This is a genomic window from Paenibacillus sp. FSL R7-0163, assembly GCF_037969975.1.
Lineage (GTDB): Bacteria > Bacillota > Bacilli > Paenibacillales > Paenibacillaceae > Paenibacillus_AQ > Paenibacillus_AQ odorifer.
Window position 1 is genome coordinate 2,058,162 of record NZ_CP150224.1, and the last position, 17,085, is coordinate 2,075,246.

Genomic DNA, 17,085 nt, shown 5'->3' on the forward strand with positions numbered 1-17,085 from the left:
TGCTGTATTGGCAAAGGGTAGGGAAAAGGAATCTATGAGGTGTACAAGTGGAATATAAACAGTGGTATATGGAATACAAGATTCACAAGAACAGACCCGGTCTGCTTGGTGATATCGCTTCAATGTTAGGGATGCTGGAAGTTAACATTCTGACGATTAATGGAGTTGAAGGAAAAACTCGCGGAATGTTGCTGGAGACCAATGATGATGAGAAAATTATGCTGATGGGCGAAATGCTCAAAAAAGTTGATAATATTACAGTTTCAGCTCTGCGGTCTCCTAGGCTCGTGGACAAGCTGGCTGTGCGCCATGGGCGATATATTGAACGGGATTCAGATGATCGGAAGACGTTTCGTTTCACCCGCGATGAGTTAGGTCTATTGGTTGATTTTCTCGGTGAGCTGTTTAAAAAAGATGGGAATCAGGTTGTAGGACTGCGTGGTATGCCCCGTGTAGGAAAGACGGAATCCATTATAGCTGGCAGTGTCTGTGCTATGAAACGCTGGACATTTGTCTCGTCCACACTGTTGCGGCAGACGGTGCGGAGTCAATTGGCTGAAGATGAGATGAACCCACATAATGTATTTATTATTGATGGTATAGTTAGTACGATCCGCTCTAATGAGAAACATTATAATTTATTACAAAATGTTATGAGCATGCCAAGCACAAAGGTTATAGAGCATCCAGATATTTTCGTACGCGAATCTGAGTACAGTTATGATGACTTTGATATTATTATTGAGCTGCGGAATAATCCAACTGAAGAAATCTTGTACGAGTCGTTTACGACGAGCTACAGTGATGATTTATAGAACACAAACAATGAAGAATACACTTCCGAGCATGTTTATTTATAAAGCTGGTTAAGGAAGTTTACATTCATAGAACTTACAGGAGGTGATGGTATGTCGGAACTGGGCCGGCAATTGAAAGAGGCACGTCTGCAAAAAGGGATGAGTCTTGACGATGTCCAGGAAGTAACAAAAATTCGCAAAAAGTATTTGGAAGCCATCGAGTCTGGAGACTACAAGGTGCTTCCAGGAAGTTTTTATGTGAGGGCGTTTATCAAAACGTATGCAGAAGCAGTAGGCATGAGTCCTGACGAACTGCTCGAGGAGCATGGGAACGTACCTGCACCACCCGCAGACACGACCATGGAGACGGTGATTCAAAAGCGCAGCCGTAGACCCGAAACCGAACGGAATGCAAAATGGCTGCCAACGGTGCTAATGTGGACATTCCCTATATTGATTATTGTAGTGATTTACATTTATGCTTCTAGTTTAAACAAAGCAGACCCTGATCAAGTTGATCAAACAAATATCACCAATAATGTGCAGGATCCTAATACAGCACAAACTTCTCCACCCGCATCAGGAGGCGGTGTTGTAGCGCCTACTTCCTCGGCAGGTGCTGAAGCAACTACAGAGCCAACTACGGAGCCTACGCCAACACCGACGCCAACGCCGACTCCTCAATCTATCACGGTTACACCAGATGGGAAGTCAGGCAAAACAACGAAATTTAAGGTCACAGCTCCTGCCGGAAGCGAAGTTAAGGTTGAGATTGTTGCATCCGGAGTAAGCTGGCTTGAAGTTTACAAAGGCGAGAACTCTAAAGGTGAAAAACTCTCCTTCGGAAATACAGCTGCAGGAGAAACTATGAGCTTCGTTCTTGGTAGTGAGGGCATGTATATTAAGTCTGGGTATTCCCCAGCAACTGAGATTACCGTAAATGGTCAAGTAATCACGGATGAGAAGACTTCTTCACGTCTCCTGCTTAATCTTGACGACGGTTCTGGAAGTGAAGGTACCCAAAGTGAAGGGACAGGCGAATAACAAATAGGATGTATAGACTTTGGCTTTAGGGAGAACATAAGACTGTTTTCAGTTTTAGCCAAAGTGAGGTGTACATCTTATGACAGTTAGCTGGATTGTAGCTGGCCTTGGGGTTGTTGTCAGTCTCATCGGATACTATTTGACACCAGGTGCTTGGGGATACGGAATTCTCGGATTCGGTATTGCACATATTGTGCTAGGAATTCTGGATATGTTTCGTAATCCGGTCCGAAGCAGATAGAAGCTGTAGAAATGAACGTCTCCAACGGCGTACTTCCGGTGGAGACGTGTTTCTACCCTTTGAATCAAACTCACTCGAAGGAAAAGCTCCACTTAGTGGGGCTGTTTTCTATGTCGGGTGAGCTACATAATGATTTATCCAAAATTAGACTTAATAGTACCATTCTCTTATAATAGTAGCAGACTAATTGTATAAAGGACGTGGAGTTTAATGAGTTCAGAATGTTCATTTGATATTGTATCCAAAATGGATATGCAGGAGTTAACGAATGCTATTCACCAAACAGAGAAAGAGATCGACAACCGCTTTGATTTTAAGAACAGCAAAAGCAGTCTGAAGATGGAGAAAGACGCACTTATAATCGCCTCTGAAGACGAATATAAGCTAAACGCTGTTATTGATATTTTACAATCAAAGATGGTGAAAAGAGGCATCACCCTAAAGAATCTGGACTTTGGTAAAGTAGAACCGGCTTCCCTGGGATCTGTACGTCAACGTTTAGGGCTTAAGCAAGGCATTGATCAGGAGAATGCGAAAAAGATTAATATTCTGATCCGTGATTCAAAATTAAAGGTGAAGAGCCAGATCCAAGGGGATCAAATTCGTGTAACCGGCAAGAGCCGCGATGATTTGCAGCAGATTATTCAGATTTTGCGTAAAGCTGATTTGCCGCTGGATCTACAATTCATGAACATGAAATAGAATTTTGTGCCCCGCAGTGCTTATTAGCACTAACAACGCGGGGTGCTTTCTGTTTTTTTGACACCTATTTATTGCTATAATATACTTGCTTAAGTAGAAATGGATTAGCCTGATTTAGGCAATTTGTATGAACGATTTAGGGGAGGAAAACTTCAGTGAATTTGCCCAACCGCATCACGCTAGCTCGTATTTGCCTGATCCCGATTATGATGTTTTTTTTACTGGTGGATTTCAGTTTTTATCCAGAACCGATACATTGGGGCTCGTTTCAGCTATCTGTTAATCATTTGGTAGCAGCTGTAATCTTTTTGCTTGCGGCCAGCACGGATGGAATAGACGGCTACATTGCTAGGAAATATAATATGGTCACCAATCTCGGTAAACTCCTTGATCCACTTGCGGACAAACTGCTGGTATCTGCAGTTCTGATTTCACTTGTGGAGCTGGGCAGATGCGATTCATGGATTGCTATTGTAATCATCAGTCGTGAGTTTGCAGTCACCGGACTTCGCCAGATTGCATTGCTAGAGGGAAAAGTGGTTGCCGCCAGCAAATGGGGCAAGATAAAGACGGTTGTACAAATTGTTGCGATCTCACTGCTGTTGTTGAATAATTTCCCATTTCAATTTGTCAGTATTCCTGTAGACGATATTGCTATTTGGGCCGCAGCGCTGATCACTATTTATTCTGGAATTGATTATTTTGTGAAGAATAAGGATCTGCTACAGCTGCATAATGCGTAAGAATGTAAGCTGGACATACAAGGAAAGGTAATAGGTGAAGCACCTATTACCTTTTTTGAAATCTAAAAGCAGTGTACCTACATTATAACTAGGAGGCGAAAGCCAGGTATGAAAGCGGAGATTATTGCAGTAGGGACAGAGCTTTTGCTCGGTCAAATCGTGAATAGTAATGCCCAGTTTTTGTCTATAGAGCTAGCTGCCATCGGGATCGATGTATACTTTCAAACTGTTGTCGGTGATAACAGCAGCCGCCTGCAGCAAGCCATCGAGATCGCTCAGAGTCGGGCCGACGTTATTATCTTTACAGGCGGAATTGGCCCCACTGAGGATGATCTGACTAAAGACGCACTGGCTGCATCGCTAGGTAGAACGCTCCACATTGATCGTTTGGCGATGGATCATGTACAACGTTTCTTTGATGATCGTAAGATCGTTATGACCGAAAATAACCGCAAACAGGCACTTATAATTGAAGGAACTACACCGTTGCCGAATGAAATCGGTCTTGCGGTTGGGATTGCTTTTGAGCATGAGAAGAAATATTATATTGTGCTTCCAGGTCCACCTCGTGAGATGAAACCGATGTTCGTAGATAAAGCAGTACCGTGGCTACAGCAGCACGCCTTGACGAACGAAACACCGCTTTATTCAAAAATGCTCAAATTTGCCGGCATCGGAGAATCACTGCTGGAGGACAAGCTCATTGAGCTGATTCGCAGTCAGACTGATCCAACGATTGCTCCGTATGCCAAAGAGGGAGAGGTAACTGTTCGTATTTCGACAAAGGCCCCTTCTGAGCATGAAGCTACAAAAAAGCTGGAGATACTGGAACAACAAATCAAGGAGATTTTGCCGGAACATTTGTATGCGAACATTGATGTGCCGCTAGAGCAATTGATAGTGGATTGGATGGCGGATGCCGGCCTGACCTTAAGTGCGGCAGAGAGCTGCACCGGAGGTTTGCTGATGGAGAGTATAACAAATATTCCAGGCAGTGCTTCGATGTTTGCCGGCGGAATCGTCTGCTATTCAAATGACTTAAAGAAAAAGCTGCTGAATGTGCCAAGTGCTTATTTGGAGGGACCCAATGCCCCTGGAGCCGTAAGCCGAGAAGTTGCCGAGGTGTTGGCTGACCAAGTGAGAATGATTGCAGACAGCGATTTCGGCTTATCTGTTACAGGTGTAGCTGGACCGGGTTATTCTGAACGAAAGCCTGTTGGACTTGTATTTATCGGCTTGGCTGAACGGGGACGTAAGACAGAGGTTTATGAGCTTAATCTTAAAGGTACGCGGGAAAATATCCGCTTACGAACAGTTAAGGCTTTGCTGTATCGTCTCTGGCGGAGACTTGAGGAACGCAAGGTGGAGACACCTCTTGAGGGTTCAGACTTGTAATGGGAGATTAGCCCAGTTATAATAAACACATACGGAAGAACCGTGGCACTGAGATTTCTTTGCTGCGGTTTTTTGTATATTTGCAGAGATTTTGATCACGATGCTTTCTCATGATCATAAGTCGTTGATGTCCGGTGAAGTGGAGAATTTAATTAACTTCTATCTCCGGAGGGAGGCTTACAATAAAAGGGATAAATAACGCCCAAGACAAAAAAAACGAATGTATGTTCGAAAAAAAGCTTGGCAAGACCTTAAAAACACGTTATTATATTACTATAAACAGTGAAGGAAGTGGTCTGATTGTCAGATCGTCGTGCAGCGCTTGATATGGCGCTTCGTCAAATAGAAAAACAATTTGGTAAAGGTTCGGTAATGAAACTGGGAGAATCCACGCATATGCAAGTGGAAGTTGTACCTAGCGGATCTTTGGCACTTGATATTGCGTTAGGTATAGGCGGACTTCCAAAGGGACGTATTATTGAAGTATATGGACCGGAATCTTCAGGTAAAACAACAGTTGCTCTTCATGCTATTGCAGAAGTGCAAAGACAAGGCGGACAAGCTGCTTTTATCGATGCCGAGCATGCGCTTGATCCGAAATATGCACGTAACTTGGGCGTAAATATCGATGAATTGCTGCTTTCTCAGCCAGATACGGGTGAACAAGCGCTGGAAATCGCCGAAGCACTTGTTCGTAGTGGAGCCGTTGACATTATTGTCGTTGACTCCGTTGCTGCTTTGGTACCTAAGGCTGAAATTGAAGGCGATATGGGTGATTCCCACGTCGGACTGCAAGCTCGCTTGATGTCTCAAGCACTTCGTAAGCTTTCTGGTGCCATTAGCAAATCGAATACGATTGCTATCTTTATCAACCAGCTTCGTGAGAAGATCGGTGTTATGTTCGGTAACCCTGAGACAACTCCGGGTGGTCGTGCATTGAAATTCTACTCCTCTGTACGTTTAGATGTACGTCGCGTAGAGAGCATCAAGATGGGGAACGATGTGGTTGGTAACCGTACTAAGATCAAGATTGTGAAGAATAAAGTAGCCCCTCCATTTAAACAGGCTGATGTTGATATCATGTATGGTGAAGGGATTTCCAAAGAGGGAAGTCTTGTAGATATCGGTACTGAAATGGATATCGTGAATAAGAGTGGTGCATGGTATTCCTACGAAGGCGAGCGTCTCGGCCAAGGTCGTGAGAATGCTAAGCAGTTTTTGAAGGAACATCAGGATATTGCCCTTATTATTGAGAATAAGATCCGTGAAGCAAGTAATTTATCCACTATTGTTGCTGCGCCGAATAATGATGAGATTGTTGCAGAGCAAGAGGAAGAAGAAAAATTGCTCCTCGAAATCGAATAGTATATTAAACAATAGGACGCCCTGTGATTGATTGTTGCAGGGTGTCTTTTCTTAACAAGTATTGAAAGTAAGACGATAACTGATCTATTGCTATGAGGTGACAAACAACTATGGTAATACAACTGGATTTTGAAGCAGAAGAACAAGATGAGCAGGTGTTATCTGATTTTCCTGAAGGAGAACTCTTAGAGATCACTAAAGTAGAACGTCAAAAGAAATCTGACCACCGTTATATCATACATTTCGGAGCATATAACATGACTGTGCACGAGGACGTCATGATTAAATATCGAATGATTACTGGTAATTCTTTTATGAAGGCTGATTTGGAAGAAATTGTTGTAGCTGATGAGCGTCAACGAGCTTATGTGGAAGGCCTCCGTTATCTTGAACGTAAACCACGCACCGCTATGGAAATGACTCGCCGTTTACGCCAGAAGGAAATAGGAGAGACTATTATTGCGGAAGTGGTGCAGCGGCTACAGCAGGAAAGATTTCTTGATGACCCTTTATATGCTAAGCAATGGGCGGAGCAACGAATAGCGAACCAGCGGAAAGGGAAGATGTGGATTCGACAAGAGCTACGTGAGAAGGGGATTGACAAAACCCTTATATCGGAAGCTTTGGAGAATATTACTCCTGAACAAGAGCTGGAGAGTGCACTCGAAACAGGGCGCAAGAAATGGAATCTCATCCGTGGAGACGCTTCAGATAAGCGAAGAAAGACTGGAGCCTTCCTTATGCGCCGTGGATTCTCGGGCGATATGGTTCGCCAAGTGATCAATACTTTACTTGCGGAAGACAATTATGAAGGTGAAGATGAGGAGTTTTACTAGAATCACTGATTCTCTTGACATTAATGCGTATATCGACTCTCTTGACAATGTCTTTTTATAAATAATAAAATATAACATGAATCGGCATAAAATTAGAATCCTTTTTCCTTCCCAAAAAGGAGACTGTTTTAAACGGTTCACGTACAACTCATATGAAATGTAATCGCCGGATAAGGCGGGCAGTGTGCATGTGCAGCATGTGCAGTATGGCAATCGGTTGTTTACCGGTTTTTTGTATGGTGATGAACGGATAGTTAAACAACTGCACAATTCCCAGGGATATACCTTGGAGAGGAACCAACGAGGAGGTGAACAGATGCTGGAATCATGGATCTGGGTCATTATCGTTCTCGTTGTAGCTGCAATATTCTTTGGGTTCGGTTATTTTATTCGTAAATCCCTTGCAGAAGCTAAAATCCAAAGCGCAGAAAGAGAAGCCGTTGTCATCGTTGAGAATGCGAAGAAGGACGCTGAGGCGCTGAAGAAAGAAACAGTATTGGAAGCTAAGGACGAAGTCCATAGAATCCGTACTGAAGCTGAGAAAGAAACTCGTGAACGTCGGAATGAAATCCAACGGCAAGAGAGACGTTTGCTGCAAAAGGAAGAATCTCTGGATAAAAAAATGGAATCGCTTGAAAGAAAAGAAGAACAAGTAGCTAACAAAGAGAAACGAATTGATGAAACCCAACAGCAAATTGATGTTATTTACAAAAACCAAGTCACTGAATTGGAACGTATCTCCAATTTAAGCATCGAAGATGCAAGAAGTATCATTCTTAGCAATGTTGAGCAAGAAGTTCGCCATGAAACGGCACAAATGATCAAAGAAATTGAACAGCAGGCGAAAGAAGAAGCGGATAAGAAATCCCGTGAAATCATTACACTCGCTATCCAACGCTGTGCAGCTGATCACGTGGCGGAAACAACGGTTTCAGTTGTTACGTTGCCGAATGAAGAGATGAAGGGTCGGATTATCGGTCGTGAAGGCCGTAATATTCGTGCGTTGGAAACTCTTACAGGTATCGACCTCATTATTGATGATACGCCGGAAGCAGTTATTTTGTCGGGATTTGATCCAATCCGCCGTGAAGTGGCCCGTACGGCACTTGAGAAATTGGTGGCTGATGGACGTATTCACCCCGCTCGTATTGAAGAGATGGTGGAGAAATCCCGCAAAGAAGTGGACGAACGGATTCGGGAATATGGTGAGCAAGCTACTTTCGAAGTGGGCGTTCACGGTTTGCATCCAGATTTGATCAAGATTCTGGGGCGTCTGAAATTCCGTACAAGCTATGGTCAAAATGTATTGAAGCACTCCATGGAGGTTGCTTATTTAACAGGACTGATGGCCGGTGAGCTTGGGGAAGACATCGTGCTTGCAAAACGTGCAGGATTACTTCATGATATCGGCAAAGCGCTGGATCATGAAGTGGAAGGTTCGCACGTTGAGATCGGCGTTGAACTAGCGAAGAAATATAAGGAACATCCGGTTGTTATCAACAGTATCGCATCTCATCATGGAGACTGCGAAGCTACCTCGGTTATTGCTATGTTGGTTGGTGCCGCTGACGCATTGTCGGCTGCTAGACCTGGTGCTCGCCGTGAAACACTGGAAACGTATATTAAACGTCTAGAGAAGCTGGAAGAAATCTCAGAGTCGTTCGAAGGCGTTGAGAAATCATTTGCTATTCAAGCGGGCCGTGAGGTGCGCGTGATGGTACAGCCAGAGAAGATTGACGATGCAGAGGCATTCCGTCTTGCTCGCGATATTACGAAGATGATTGAAAGTGAACTGGATTATCCAGGACATATCAAGGTTACCGTTATTCGTGAGACACGGGCTGTTGAATACGCTAAATAGGCAATAAGTAGATAACATACGCTTCGGAAATAACGATATTTATGATCGTTTCCTGGTACATGTTTCTGCTAGGAATATAAGGTTAAAGGATAAGATATAACTTATACTTTCTTATATTTGATGAAAATTGGCCCCTAAGCGGGGCCTTTTTTCTTTTAAATATGAAGACTTATCCGTTAGATGAAGAGGTTAAGATTAGGAGGAGAGAAACATTAAAGTACTATTCATTGGAGATATCGTAGGTAGTGTAGGTAGGAAGGCACTTCGGGAGATGTTGCCCTCATTAAAAAGCAAATATCAACCACATATAATCATAGTTAACGGTGAAAATTCTGCTGCCGGTAGAGGGATTACTAAAGCGATCGCAAATGAATTTTTTAACTGGGGCATTCACGGAATCACCATGGGTAATCACACATGGGACAACAAGGATATCTTCGAGTTTATCGACGATGAGGCCCGGATTATCCGTCCTGCTAATTTTCCTCCAGGAACACCAGGAAGAGGATATACGGTTGTTAAAGGTAACGGGAAAGAGCTGGCTATAGTTAACCTGCAAGGCCGTACATTTTTGCCTGCGATTGATTGCCCTTTCCGTGTGGGTGAAGAAATTGTGGAAGAGCTACGTAGAGATCATAAATGCATTCTCGTTGATTTCCATGCAGAGGTTACCTCCGAAAAAATCGCCATGGGCTATTTCATGGATGGTCGCGCATCAATTGTAGTTGGGACCCACACTCACGTGCAGACGAATGATGATGTGATTTTGCCAGGTGGAACGGCTTACTTGACCGATGCGGGTATGGTTGGTTCAAGCGAAGGGATTCTGGGTATGGAAAGAGATGCAGTACTTTATAAGTTCACTACACAGCTTCCAGCACGATTTGTTGTTGATGAAGGCAAATGGCAGCTTCACGGTTTATTTGCAGAATTAGACGAGAATACTGGCGCGGCTACCCGTCTGGAGAAAATACGGCTACGTGAAGATGAATGGGTAATGAGCTAGTAGTAGGATAAGATAAGTGATTTTCTGGGTAATTTCGCCGAATAAGGGTAAAGTGTGATATTTATTATATCGAAAAAGAGTATCTATTGTACCATTTTCTCCAGAGTAGTCCGCAAAAAGAAGGAATTATTTCTTCTCTCGCGAATAACATCTAAAGTAGTGGAAGAACACCATTATTTTCCCAGGGGAGGTACTTACTATGGATGTATTAAAAGTATCAGCTAAATCCAATCCAAATTCCGTCGCCGGCGCTTTAGCAGGTGTTCTTCGTGAACGTGGATCGGCCGAATTACAAGCTATTGGAGCTGGAGCACTGAATCAAGCAGTCAAAGCAGTTGCCATTGCCCGGGGATTTGTTGCACCAAGCGGAGTAGATTTGATCTGCATTCCGGCATTTACAGACATTGTGATTGATGGAGAGGATCGAACCGCGATTAAATTGATTGTAGAACCCAGATAATAGAAGCATAGAACGATGAACCTGTTTACTTATGTAAACAGGTTTTTTGCTTTTGGTATATAGTCTGGCGTTTTTAAGCATAGAATCTGGAATAGGGCTGCATGAAAGCGAGGGCTTGGGATGAGAACCGATAAGCTACAGGTTGCGGATTTTCATTGTGATGTGCTGAGTAAAATGCAAGCATCACCGGATATGGATTTTAAGAATGATCCCCGGTTGGATGTTACCGGAGAGCGGTTGGTAGCGGGCGGTGTAGAATTGCAGATTTTTGCGATATACCTTTCGGCAAGTAGAGGTAGACCTAGCTTTGAGAATGTTTTAGGACAAATTGATTTGTTCCGGAAAAAAATATTAGGCGCAGAGAGCCTTCAGTGGCTGCGTTGGAAGGAGGAGGTAGGTAAACGAGCAGTTGGAGCACCTCCATGGGGAATGCTCTCTCTGGAGGGTGTAGACGGTCTAGAAGGGAACCTATTTTATGCACAGCTCTGCTTTGAGCTTGGCGTGCGGTTTTTGGGGATCACTTGGAATTATGCCAATTGGGCAGCGGACGGAGTATTGGAGCAGCGCAACGGCGGATTTACGGAAAAAGGGCGAAAGCTGATCGAATGGTGCAACGACAGTGGAATGTTGCTTGATGTGTCACATTTGTCTCAAGCAGGTTTTTGGGAGCTAGCCGACTTAAGCACACGTCCGTTTATAGCTTCCCATTCGAACGCCGCAAAGATCTGCGGGCATGTTAGAAATTTAAATGATGAACAGATTAAAGCATTAATTGCAATGGACGGAAGAATGGGCCTGACCTTTTATCCGTGGTTTGTATGTGATGATGGAAAAGCTCGTATAGATGATTTGTTTAAGCATATTGATCATGTATGTAGTCTGGGTGGGGAGAAACATATGATGTTTGGTTCGGACTTTGACGGCATTGACACTTGGGTAGAGAATATGGAACATCCGGGAAAATACCCTGAGCTTGCCGAGCACCTGCTTCGTTACTATCCAGAAGCTTCCGTTAAAGGTTGGTTATATGAGAATGCGGTCTCCTACTTGCGTACAAACTTACCTTCACAGGTGTCTAAATCATGACAATCCTGTTCTAAAAGTATGAATTGTCGAAAAAAAGGCCCTCGTTATGATGTGGGGCTTTTTATTTTTGGTTAAGAAGATGTATAATGGTTAATGGCTTGTACAGATACTAGAGAAAATACAAGGAGTGACTTTACTATGAGTAAGACTGTACCCGTAGGTGTGTCGGCTAGACATATTCACCTTACGCAAGAGCATGTGGAGGCTTTGTTTGGCCCAGGATATCAACTAACGGAGTTCAAACCCCTCTCTCAACCAGGACAGTTTGCAGCAAATGAGCAAGTAGCAGTTATCGGCAGCAAAGGTAAATTTGACAAAGTAAGAATTTTGGGACCTGCTCGTCCGGCTTCCCAATTAGAAATTTCCCGTACTGACTCCTTCGCACTTGGCGTGAAAGCTCCAGTTCGCGAATCTGGAAATATTGATGGAACACCTGGCATTACGCTTAAAGGACCTGCTGGCGAAGTAGAATTGGAACAAGGCGTTATCATCGCCGCTCGTCACATTCACTTCCATACTTCTGAAGCTGAAGCTTGGGGCATTGCTGATAAGCAATTGCTTAAAGTTCGTCTCGGAGGCGATCGTGGTCTCGTATTGGAGAACGTAATTGCACGCGTATCAGACAGCTTTAAACTGGATATGCATATTGACACTGACGAAGCTAACGCTGCAGGTGCCAACAACGGCGATACTGCTGAAATCGTAGAATAGTCATCATAGTTATAGCAAAGATAAGGAGCGGGGGAGAAATCCTCCGCTTTTTTGTGCGTGTCTGATCCGCGTGCTGTAAGGATTGCGTGTCTGATCCGCGTGCTGTAAGGATTGCGTGTCTGATCCGCGTGCTGTAAGGATTGCGTGTCTGATCCGCGTGCTGTAAAGATTGTGTGTCTGATCTGAGTGCTGTAAGGATTGTGTGTCTGATCCGCGTGCTGTAAGGATTGCGTGTCTGATCCGCGTGCTGTAAGGATTGCGTGTCTGATCTGCGTGCTGTAAAGATTGCGTGTCTGATCCGCGTGCTGTAAGGATTGCGTGTCTGATCCGAGTGCTGTAAGGATTGCGTGTCTGATCCGCGTGCTGTAAGGATTGCGTGTCTGATCTGCGTGCTGTAAGGATTGTGTGTCTGATCTGCGTGCTGTAAGGATTGTGTGTCTGATCCGCGTGCTGTAAAGTTTGCGTGGTTTACCCGACCGCTTGTACATATCGGACTGTATCGCAGCTATTTCAGCATTTTGATCTATTTTGCCAAGGTATCGGACCGCATAGCTCTTATTGCCTTATATTTGTACTGAATTGGGCTTCGAAGGTGTGAATAAGTGCATCTGAGTCCGATAGCATCGCCAAAAACCATGAATCTTCAAAATAAGGGCGTCTGAGTCCGATGGATCAACAGGATCAACAGGATCAACAGGATCAACAGGATCAACAAATGATACGCCCCAGGATAAATTGAGGAGGAGTATTTTACGGTTAGCAAAATATTTCTGTACGAGCAGAACGAATAGTATCCTGAAATGGATTTTTAATGAAAATTGGTGTGATGATAAAGAAAATCTATTATTATGTAACTTATTGTGTTATGATTATGGTTTATGACGTGACAAAAGGATTTATTGTTAAGAATATATGTATTAGAAATTAAGGAGACCCAATGACATTTAATGAACTGAATATTGTGCCTGCAATTTTGAAGGCTTTAAGCAAAGAAAACTATACATCACCTACACCAATACAGGAGCAGTCGATTCCAGCTGTATTAGCGGGTAGAGATTTACTTGGATGCGCACAAACGGGAACAGGAAAAACAGCTGCATTTTCCGTGCCTATTATTCAATTGTTAAGCGAACAATCCAACCCAAACAAATCCAATAATGTGCGACGCATTCGCTCGTTGATTTTAACACCGACAAGAGAACTAGCGATTCAAATTGCTGATAACATAAAAGCGTATAGCCAATATACAGATATCCGCTCTGCTGCCATTGTTGGCGGTGTGTCACAGAAAGTGCAAGAACGCGCACTGAATCAAGGTGCCGATATTCTTATTGCTACCCCTGGTAGACTTATCGACCTGATCAATCAGAAACGTGTAGATCTGCAATATGTACAAATTTTAGTTCTGGATGAAGCTGACCGGATGCTGGATATGGGCTTTATTCATGATGTGAAACGAATCATCGCCAAAATGCCTACGAAGAAGCAAACTCTGTTTTTCTCGGCAACGATGCCAACTGAAATTTCTAAATTGATCAAAACATTGCTTGTGAATCCAGTGAAGGTAGAAATCACACCCGTGTCATCTACTGCGGATAGAATCAATCAATCGATCTATTTATTAGAGAACGGAAATAAGCAAAACCAGTTGAACCTGCTATTACAGGATAAATCCATCGTTTCAGCTTTGGTGTTTACTCGTACCAAACGTGGTGCGGACCGTGTTACCCGCGATCTGGCTAAAGTGAACATTGCTGCTCAAGCCATACACGGCAATAAATCTCAAAATGATCGCCAGAACGCCTTGCGGAATTTTAAAAGCGGTGCGACTCGTGTTCTCGTAGCTACGGATATAGCTGCCCGGGGAATTGATATTGATGAGCTGTCTCACGTAATTAACTTCAACTTACCGAACATTCCGGAAACCTATGTGCACCGGATCGGTCGTACAGGCAGAGCGGGATTGAGCGGAACGGCAATTTCTTTTTGCGAAGCTGAAGAGCTTCCTTTCCTTAAAGATATTGAAAAATTGATTGGAAAATCGATTCCGGAAGTTAAGGATCATCCTTATCCGATGTCTCGTAAAACGCAAATGAAGACAGATCGTTCGGCGAAACCGTCAGGTTCGAAAGCAGCAGCTTCGAGACCATCGTCTTCCAGACCGTCGAATTCCAAACCAGCAACTGCTAAACCTGCGGCAACAAAACCGGCAGCAACAAAATCAGCGGCATCCAAACCAGCTAAAGCAAAACCTAAGTCTAACCCTCCATTGAAGCCAAAGTCCGAGTGGTTCACAAAAGGAAGACAAAAAACGAGCAGCAGATAAGTAAGTTTGAATGCGTATCGTTTCTATAGCAAAATAAAAAAACGTCAGAGTAAATTGAACTGCACCCCAATTGTTAGCACAACTAACATTTGGAGGTGCAGTTTTTTATGTTTTATGTCCTGATGATTTACAACAAAAAACAGCCGCTAAACAGTTCCTCACTGTACAACGGCTGTTGTTATTTCATTTATGCGGTTGCTTCAATTGTATTGTCCTGAACATAGGGGCTCAGTTCTTGCTGAAGTCCTGTGCTGATGGAAGTCATAGGGAGGCGAAGCGTATCCGAGGATAGTAGGCCGTTTTGGTTAAGCATCCATTTAATTGGAGCGGGATTCGATTCCTTGAACAATAGGCGGATGATCGGCAGTAGTTGTTCAAAGCTTTCTTTAGCGAAGTCCACTTGACCAGATGTAAAGGCTTCAAAGATACGAAGGCATTCTGCCGGATAAACGTTGGCAGTAGCGAGCATACCCCCAGCTGCTCCGCAGCTAAGCATTTCATAAAAGAGGGAATCATCGCCGCCAAGCACAGGTTTGGCACCTGTACGGACTAACTCTGTAACCATTTTTGTACTGCCTGAGCAGTCTTTTAAACCGACAACATTATTCATTTCTAGGATTGTACGTGCAGTATCTACCGTCATGGCGGTACCTGTACGACTTGGAATATCATAAGCCATGATTGGTATGCCTACTTCTGCAGCTTTGCGGAAATGGGCAATGATACCCTCTTGTGAAGGACGACTATAATAAGGTACGACTACTAGTGCACAATCAGCACCAAGGTTTGCAGCAATTTCCGTGCGTGCAACCGTAGAGGCTGTATCATTGGTACCTGTACCAACTACTAAGGGGATTGATGTGGATTGTAGAAGCTCACGGGAAGTGTTTACTAGAAGCTGCATTTCATTTACGGTTACAGTGGGCGATTCTCCGGTGGTTCCATTAACGACCAGACCTTGTATGCTGTTGTTAATAATGTTCTTTACATAACGCTGATACGAATCCAAATCAACTTCACCAGCAGCATTGAACGGGGTGACCACGGGGACATAAACTCCATAAATCTGTTGTTCTGTAAGCATAAATTATCGGCCTCCAAAATATTTTAATTCCTCTACATACACTTTACCATGGAAAGTAGCATCGTCGTTAGCTATAATAAATGATATGGATCATCAAAAATATTGATGTTAGGGTGAGGTAATGGATTTAACCTATTTACGAACCTTCCGCGAGGTGGCTAAACGTCAGAGCTTTACGCGAGCTGCTGAAGAATTGGGATATGCACAATCAAGTGTGACGATGCAGATACAGAAGATAGAGAAGGAATATGGAGTACCTTTAATAGAGAGGCATGGCCGTCAGCTGCGGCTTACCCCGCCAGGAGAAGAGTTATTGAAGCTGTTCGTGGAGATTTTGGATTTGTATGATCGTTCAAAAGAAACCATCGCCCAGCAAATCGGAGGAACGATAACTATTGGGACGATAGATTCTTTAGCGGCCTTTTATTTACCTCCTTACCTGCAGCAGCTAAGGACTAAATTTCCGAAGCTGGATATTCATCTGCAAACGATGCAGGAAGCTAATCTTCTTGCCAAAATAAAAGATGGCGAAGTAGATCTAGGCTTAATGTTGGATCGCACCACTGCGGATTCCATCCTTGAGCGTACGATCGTCAGAGATGAGCCGCTTGTATTGATAGCCCCCATTCATCATCCGCTTGCCCAGATGGATACGGTAACCCTAAACGATCTGAATAACTGTGAGCTAATAGTCTCGGAGGAAAGCTGTATTTACCGCAGTCTGTTCGAGAATTTGTTAAAAGAGCACGGGATCATATTCCGCATAGGTTTTGAGCTTTCGAATCTGGAGGCCATCAAACGTTGTGTAATGAATGGTCTTGGAATTGCTTTGTTACCAAAAATCGTGGCAGAGGAAGAAATTGAACGAGGAAGCTTGGCGGAGCTGTCCTTTATTCATCCCGAAATTCACTTTGATCTGCAGCTTCTGATGCACCCTAAGAAGTGGAAATCACAACCGCTGCAATTTTTAATCCAAATGTTGCTTGCAAATCATTAATTTATTCCCATCAGGATCTTTCACAACAAACCAATGCTCATCTTGAATTTCAGTTACTAGCTCTACACCGAGAGCCTTCACATAATTGAAAGAGGCTTGCAAATCATCGGTCAGTAACAAAAAAGCTGGTGTTGTAATGGGCGGTGTTCCTTCAGGTTCTAAGCCGCCCCACAACGGCATGGTATCCAGTATGATTCCAGTGTTTCCCTGCATAGGCAGCGGGCATAAATGACCGTTCATGATCTTACAATCTGTCTCTGGAAGCCCCAGGACTTGGCAATACCAGCGACGGGATTTTTCAATATCATGTACGGGAATGAATACACTGCCAATTAAGTTCTTTACGGGGCTTTTTATTGTGGAATTTAAAGCGGACATTGCTTGTTCATTCATTTAAAGACCTCCCAAATCCGAAATGGATAAACCTTTAT

Annotated in this window: 17 protein-coding genes; 15 read left to right on the forward strand and 2 right to left on the reverse strand. The window is 43.6% G+C overall.

The genetic code is table 11. The features are described from left to right. The first annotated feature begins 47 nt into the window (after positions 1 to 47). The 14 genes from NST45_RS09165 to NST45_RS09230 all read left to right on the forward strand — a co-directional run bounded on the left by NST45_RS09165 (position 48) and on the right by NST45_RS09230 (position 14,573). Positions 48 to 815, forward strand: a complete 768-nt coding sequence (locus tag NST45_RS09165) for a DUF3388 domain-containing protein (protein ID WP_038571900.1) — start codon at positions 48 to 50, stop codon at positions 813 to 815. Between the two features lie 93 nt (positions 816 to 908). After that, entirely contained in the window at positions 909 to 1,841 is a 933-nt protein-coding gene (locus NST45_RS09170; RefSeq protein ID WP_036688403.1) for a RodZ domain-containing protein, read from the forward strand. A 79-nt stretch (positions 1,842 to 1,920) separates the two neighbouring features. Beyond that, complete coding sequence (locus NST45_RS09175) at positions 1,921 to 2,082, forward strand: hypothetical protein (protein WP_169744781.1); 162 nt, start codon at positions 1,921 to 1,923, stop codon at positions 2,080 to 2,082. Positions 2,083 to 2,292: 210 nt separating this feature from the next. Further along, entirely contained in the window at positions 2,293 to 2,784 is a 492-nt protein-coding gene (locus NST45_RS09180; protein WP_036688400.1) for a YajQ family cyclic di-GMP-binding protein, read from the forward strand. Positions 2,785 to 2,939: 155 nt separating this feature from the next. Then, on the forward strand, positions 2,940 to 3,527 hold the full coding sequence (gene pgsA / locus NST45_RS09185; RefSeq protein ID WP_036688397.1) for a CDP-diacylglycerol--glycerol-3-phosphate 3-phosphatidyltransferase: 588 nt from the start codon (positions 2,940 to 2,942) through the stop codon (positions 3,525 to 3,527). A gap of 108 nt (positions 3,528 to 3,635) precedes the next feature. Then, positions 3,636 to 4,922, forward strand: a complete 1,287-nt coding sequence (locus tag NST45_RS09190; RefSeq protein WP_036688393.1) for a competence/damage-inducible protein A — start codon at positions 3,636 to 3,638, stop codon at positions 4,920 to 4,922. A gap of 300 nt (positions 4,923 to 5,222) precedes the next feature. Next, the gene (gene recA, locus NST45_RS09195) at positions 5,223 to 6,287 is read left to right on the forward strand and encodes a recombinase RecA (RefSeq protein ID WP_036688391.1); all 1,065 of its coding nucleotides are present in this window, start codon (positions 5,223 to 5,225) and stop codon (positions 6,285 to 6,287) included. Between the two features lie 110 nt (positions 6,288 to 6,397). Further along, on the forward strand, positions 6,398 to 7,123 hold the full coding sequence (locus tag NST45_RS09200) for a RecX family transcriptional regulator (protein WP_051491576.1): 726 nt from the start codon (positions 6,398 to 6,400) through the stop codon (positions 7,121 to 7,123). Between the two features lie 319 nt (positions 7,124 to 7,442). Beyond that, complete coding sequence (rny, locus tag NST45_RS09205; protein WP_036689085.1) at positions 7,443 to 8,984, forward strand: ribonuclease Y; 1,542 nt, start codon at positions 7,443 to 7,445, stop codon at positions 8,982 to 8,984. A 211-nt stretch (positions 8,985 to 9,195) separates the two neighbouring features. Beyond that, positions 9,196 to 9,990 carry a TIGR00282 family metallophosphoesterase gene (locus tag NST45_RS09210; RefSeq protein ID WP_036688388.1) on the forward strand — a complete coding sequence of 265 codons (795 nt, stop codon included), beginning with the start codon at positions 9,196 to 9,198 and terminating at the stop codon, positions 9,988 to 9,990. A gap of 199 nt (positions 9,991 to 10,189) precedes the next feature. After that, on the forward strand, positions 10,190 to 10,450 hold the full coding sequence (locus NST45_RS09215) for a stage V sporulation protein S (RefSeq protein ID WP_019910496.1): 261 nt from the start codon (positions 10,190 to 10,192) through the stop codon (positions 10,448 to 10,450). Between the two features lie 120 nt (positions 10,451 to 10,570). Beyond that, positions 10,571 to 11,536, forward strand: coding sequence for a dipeptidase (locus NST45_RS09220; protein ID WP_076225234.1), 966 nt, complete (start codon positions 10,571 to 10,573; stop codon positions 11,534 to 11,536). A gap of 138 nt (positions 11,537 to 11,674) precedes the next feature. Further along, the gene (locus NST45_RS09225; RefSeq protein ID WP_036688383.1) at positions 11,675 to 12,247 is read left to right on the forward strand and encodes a phosphate propanoyltransferase; all 573 of its coding nucleotides are present in this window, start codon (positions 11,675 to 11,677) and stop codon (positions 12,245 to 12,247) included. A gap of 937 nt (positions 12,248 to 13,184) precedes the next feature. Further along, a complete protein-coding gene (locus tag NST45_RS09230; RefSeq protein WP_081387015.1) occupies positions 13,185 to 14,573 on the forward strand; it encodes a DEAD/DEAH box helicase in 1,389 nt (462 codons plus the stop codon). A gap of 187 nt (positions 14,574 to 14,760) precedes the next feature. Here NST45_RS09230 and dapA read toward each other — a convergent pair whose 3' ends face one another. After that, entirely contained in the window at positions 14,761 to 15,657 is an 897-nt protein-coding gene (dapA, locus tag NST45_RS09235) for a 4-hydroxy-tetrahydrodipicolinate synthase (protein WP_036688378.1), read from the reverse strand. 121 nt (positions 15,658 to 15,778) lie between these two features. On the opposite strand from dapA, the gene NST45_RS09240 reads away from it, so the two are divergent. Next, positions 15,779 to 16,654, forward strand: coding sequence for a LysR family transcriptional regulator (locus NST45_RS09240; RefSeq protein WP_036688377.1), 876 nt, complete (start codon positions 15,779 to 15,781; stop codon positions 16,652 to 16,654). On the opposite strand, the gene NST45_RS09245 is transcribed toward NST45_RS09240, so the two are convergent. Then, positions 16,625 to 17,047: a VOC family protein gene (locus NST45_RS09245; RefSeq protein WP_051491575.1), complete on the reverse strand. Its 423-nt coding sequence runs from the start codon at positions 17,045 to 17,047 to the stop codon at positions 16,625 to 16,627. The genes NST45_RS09240 and NST45_RS09245 overlap by 30 nt on opposite strands. Positions 17,048 to 17,085 lie beyond the last annotated feature (38 nt).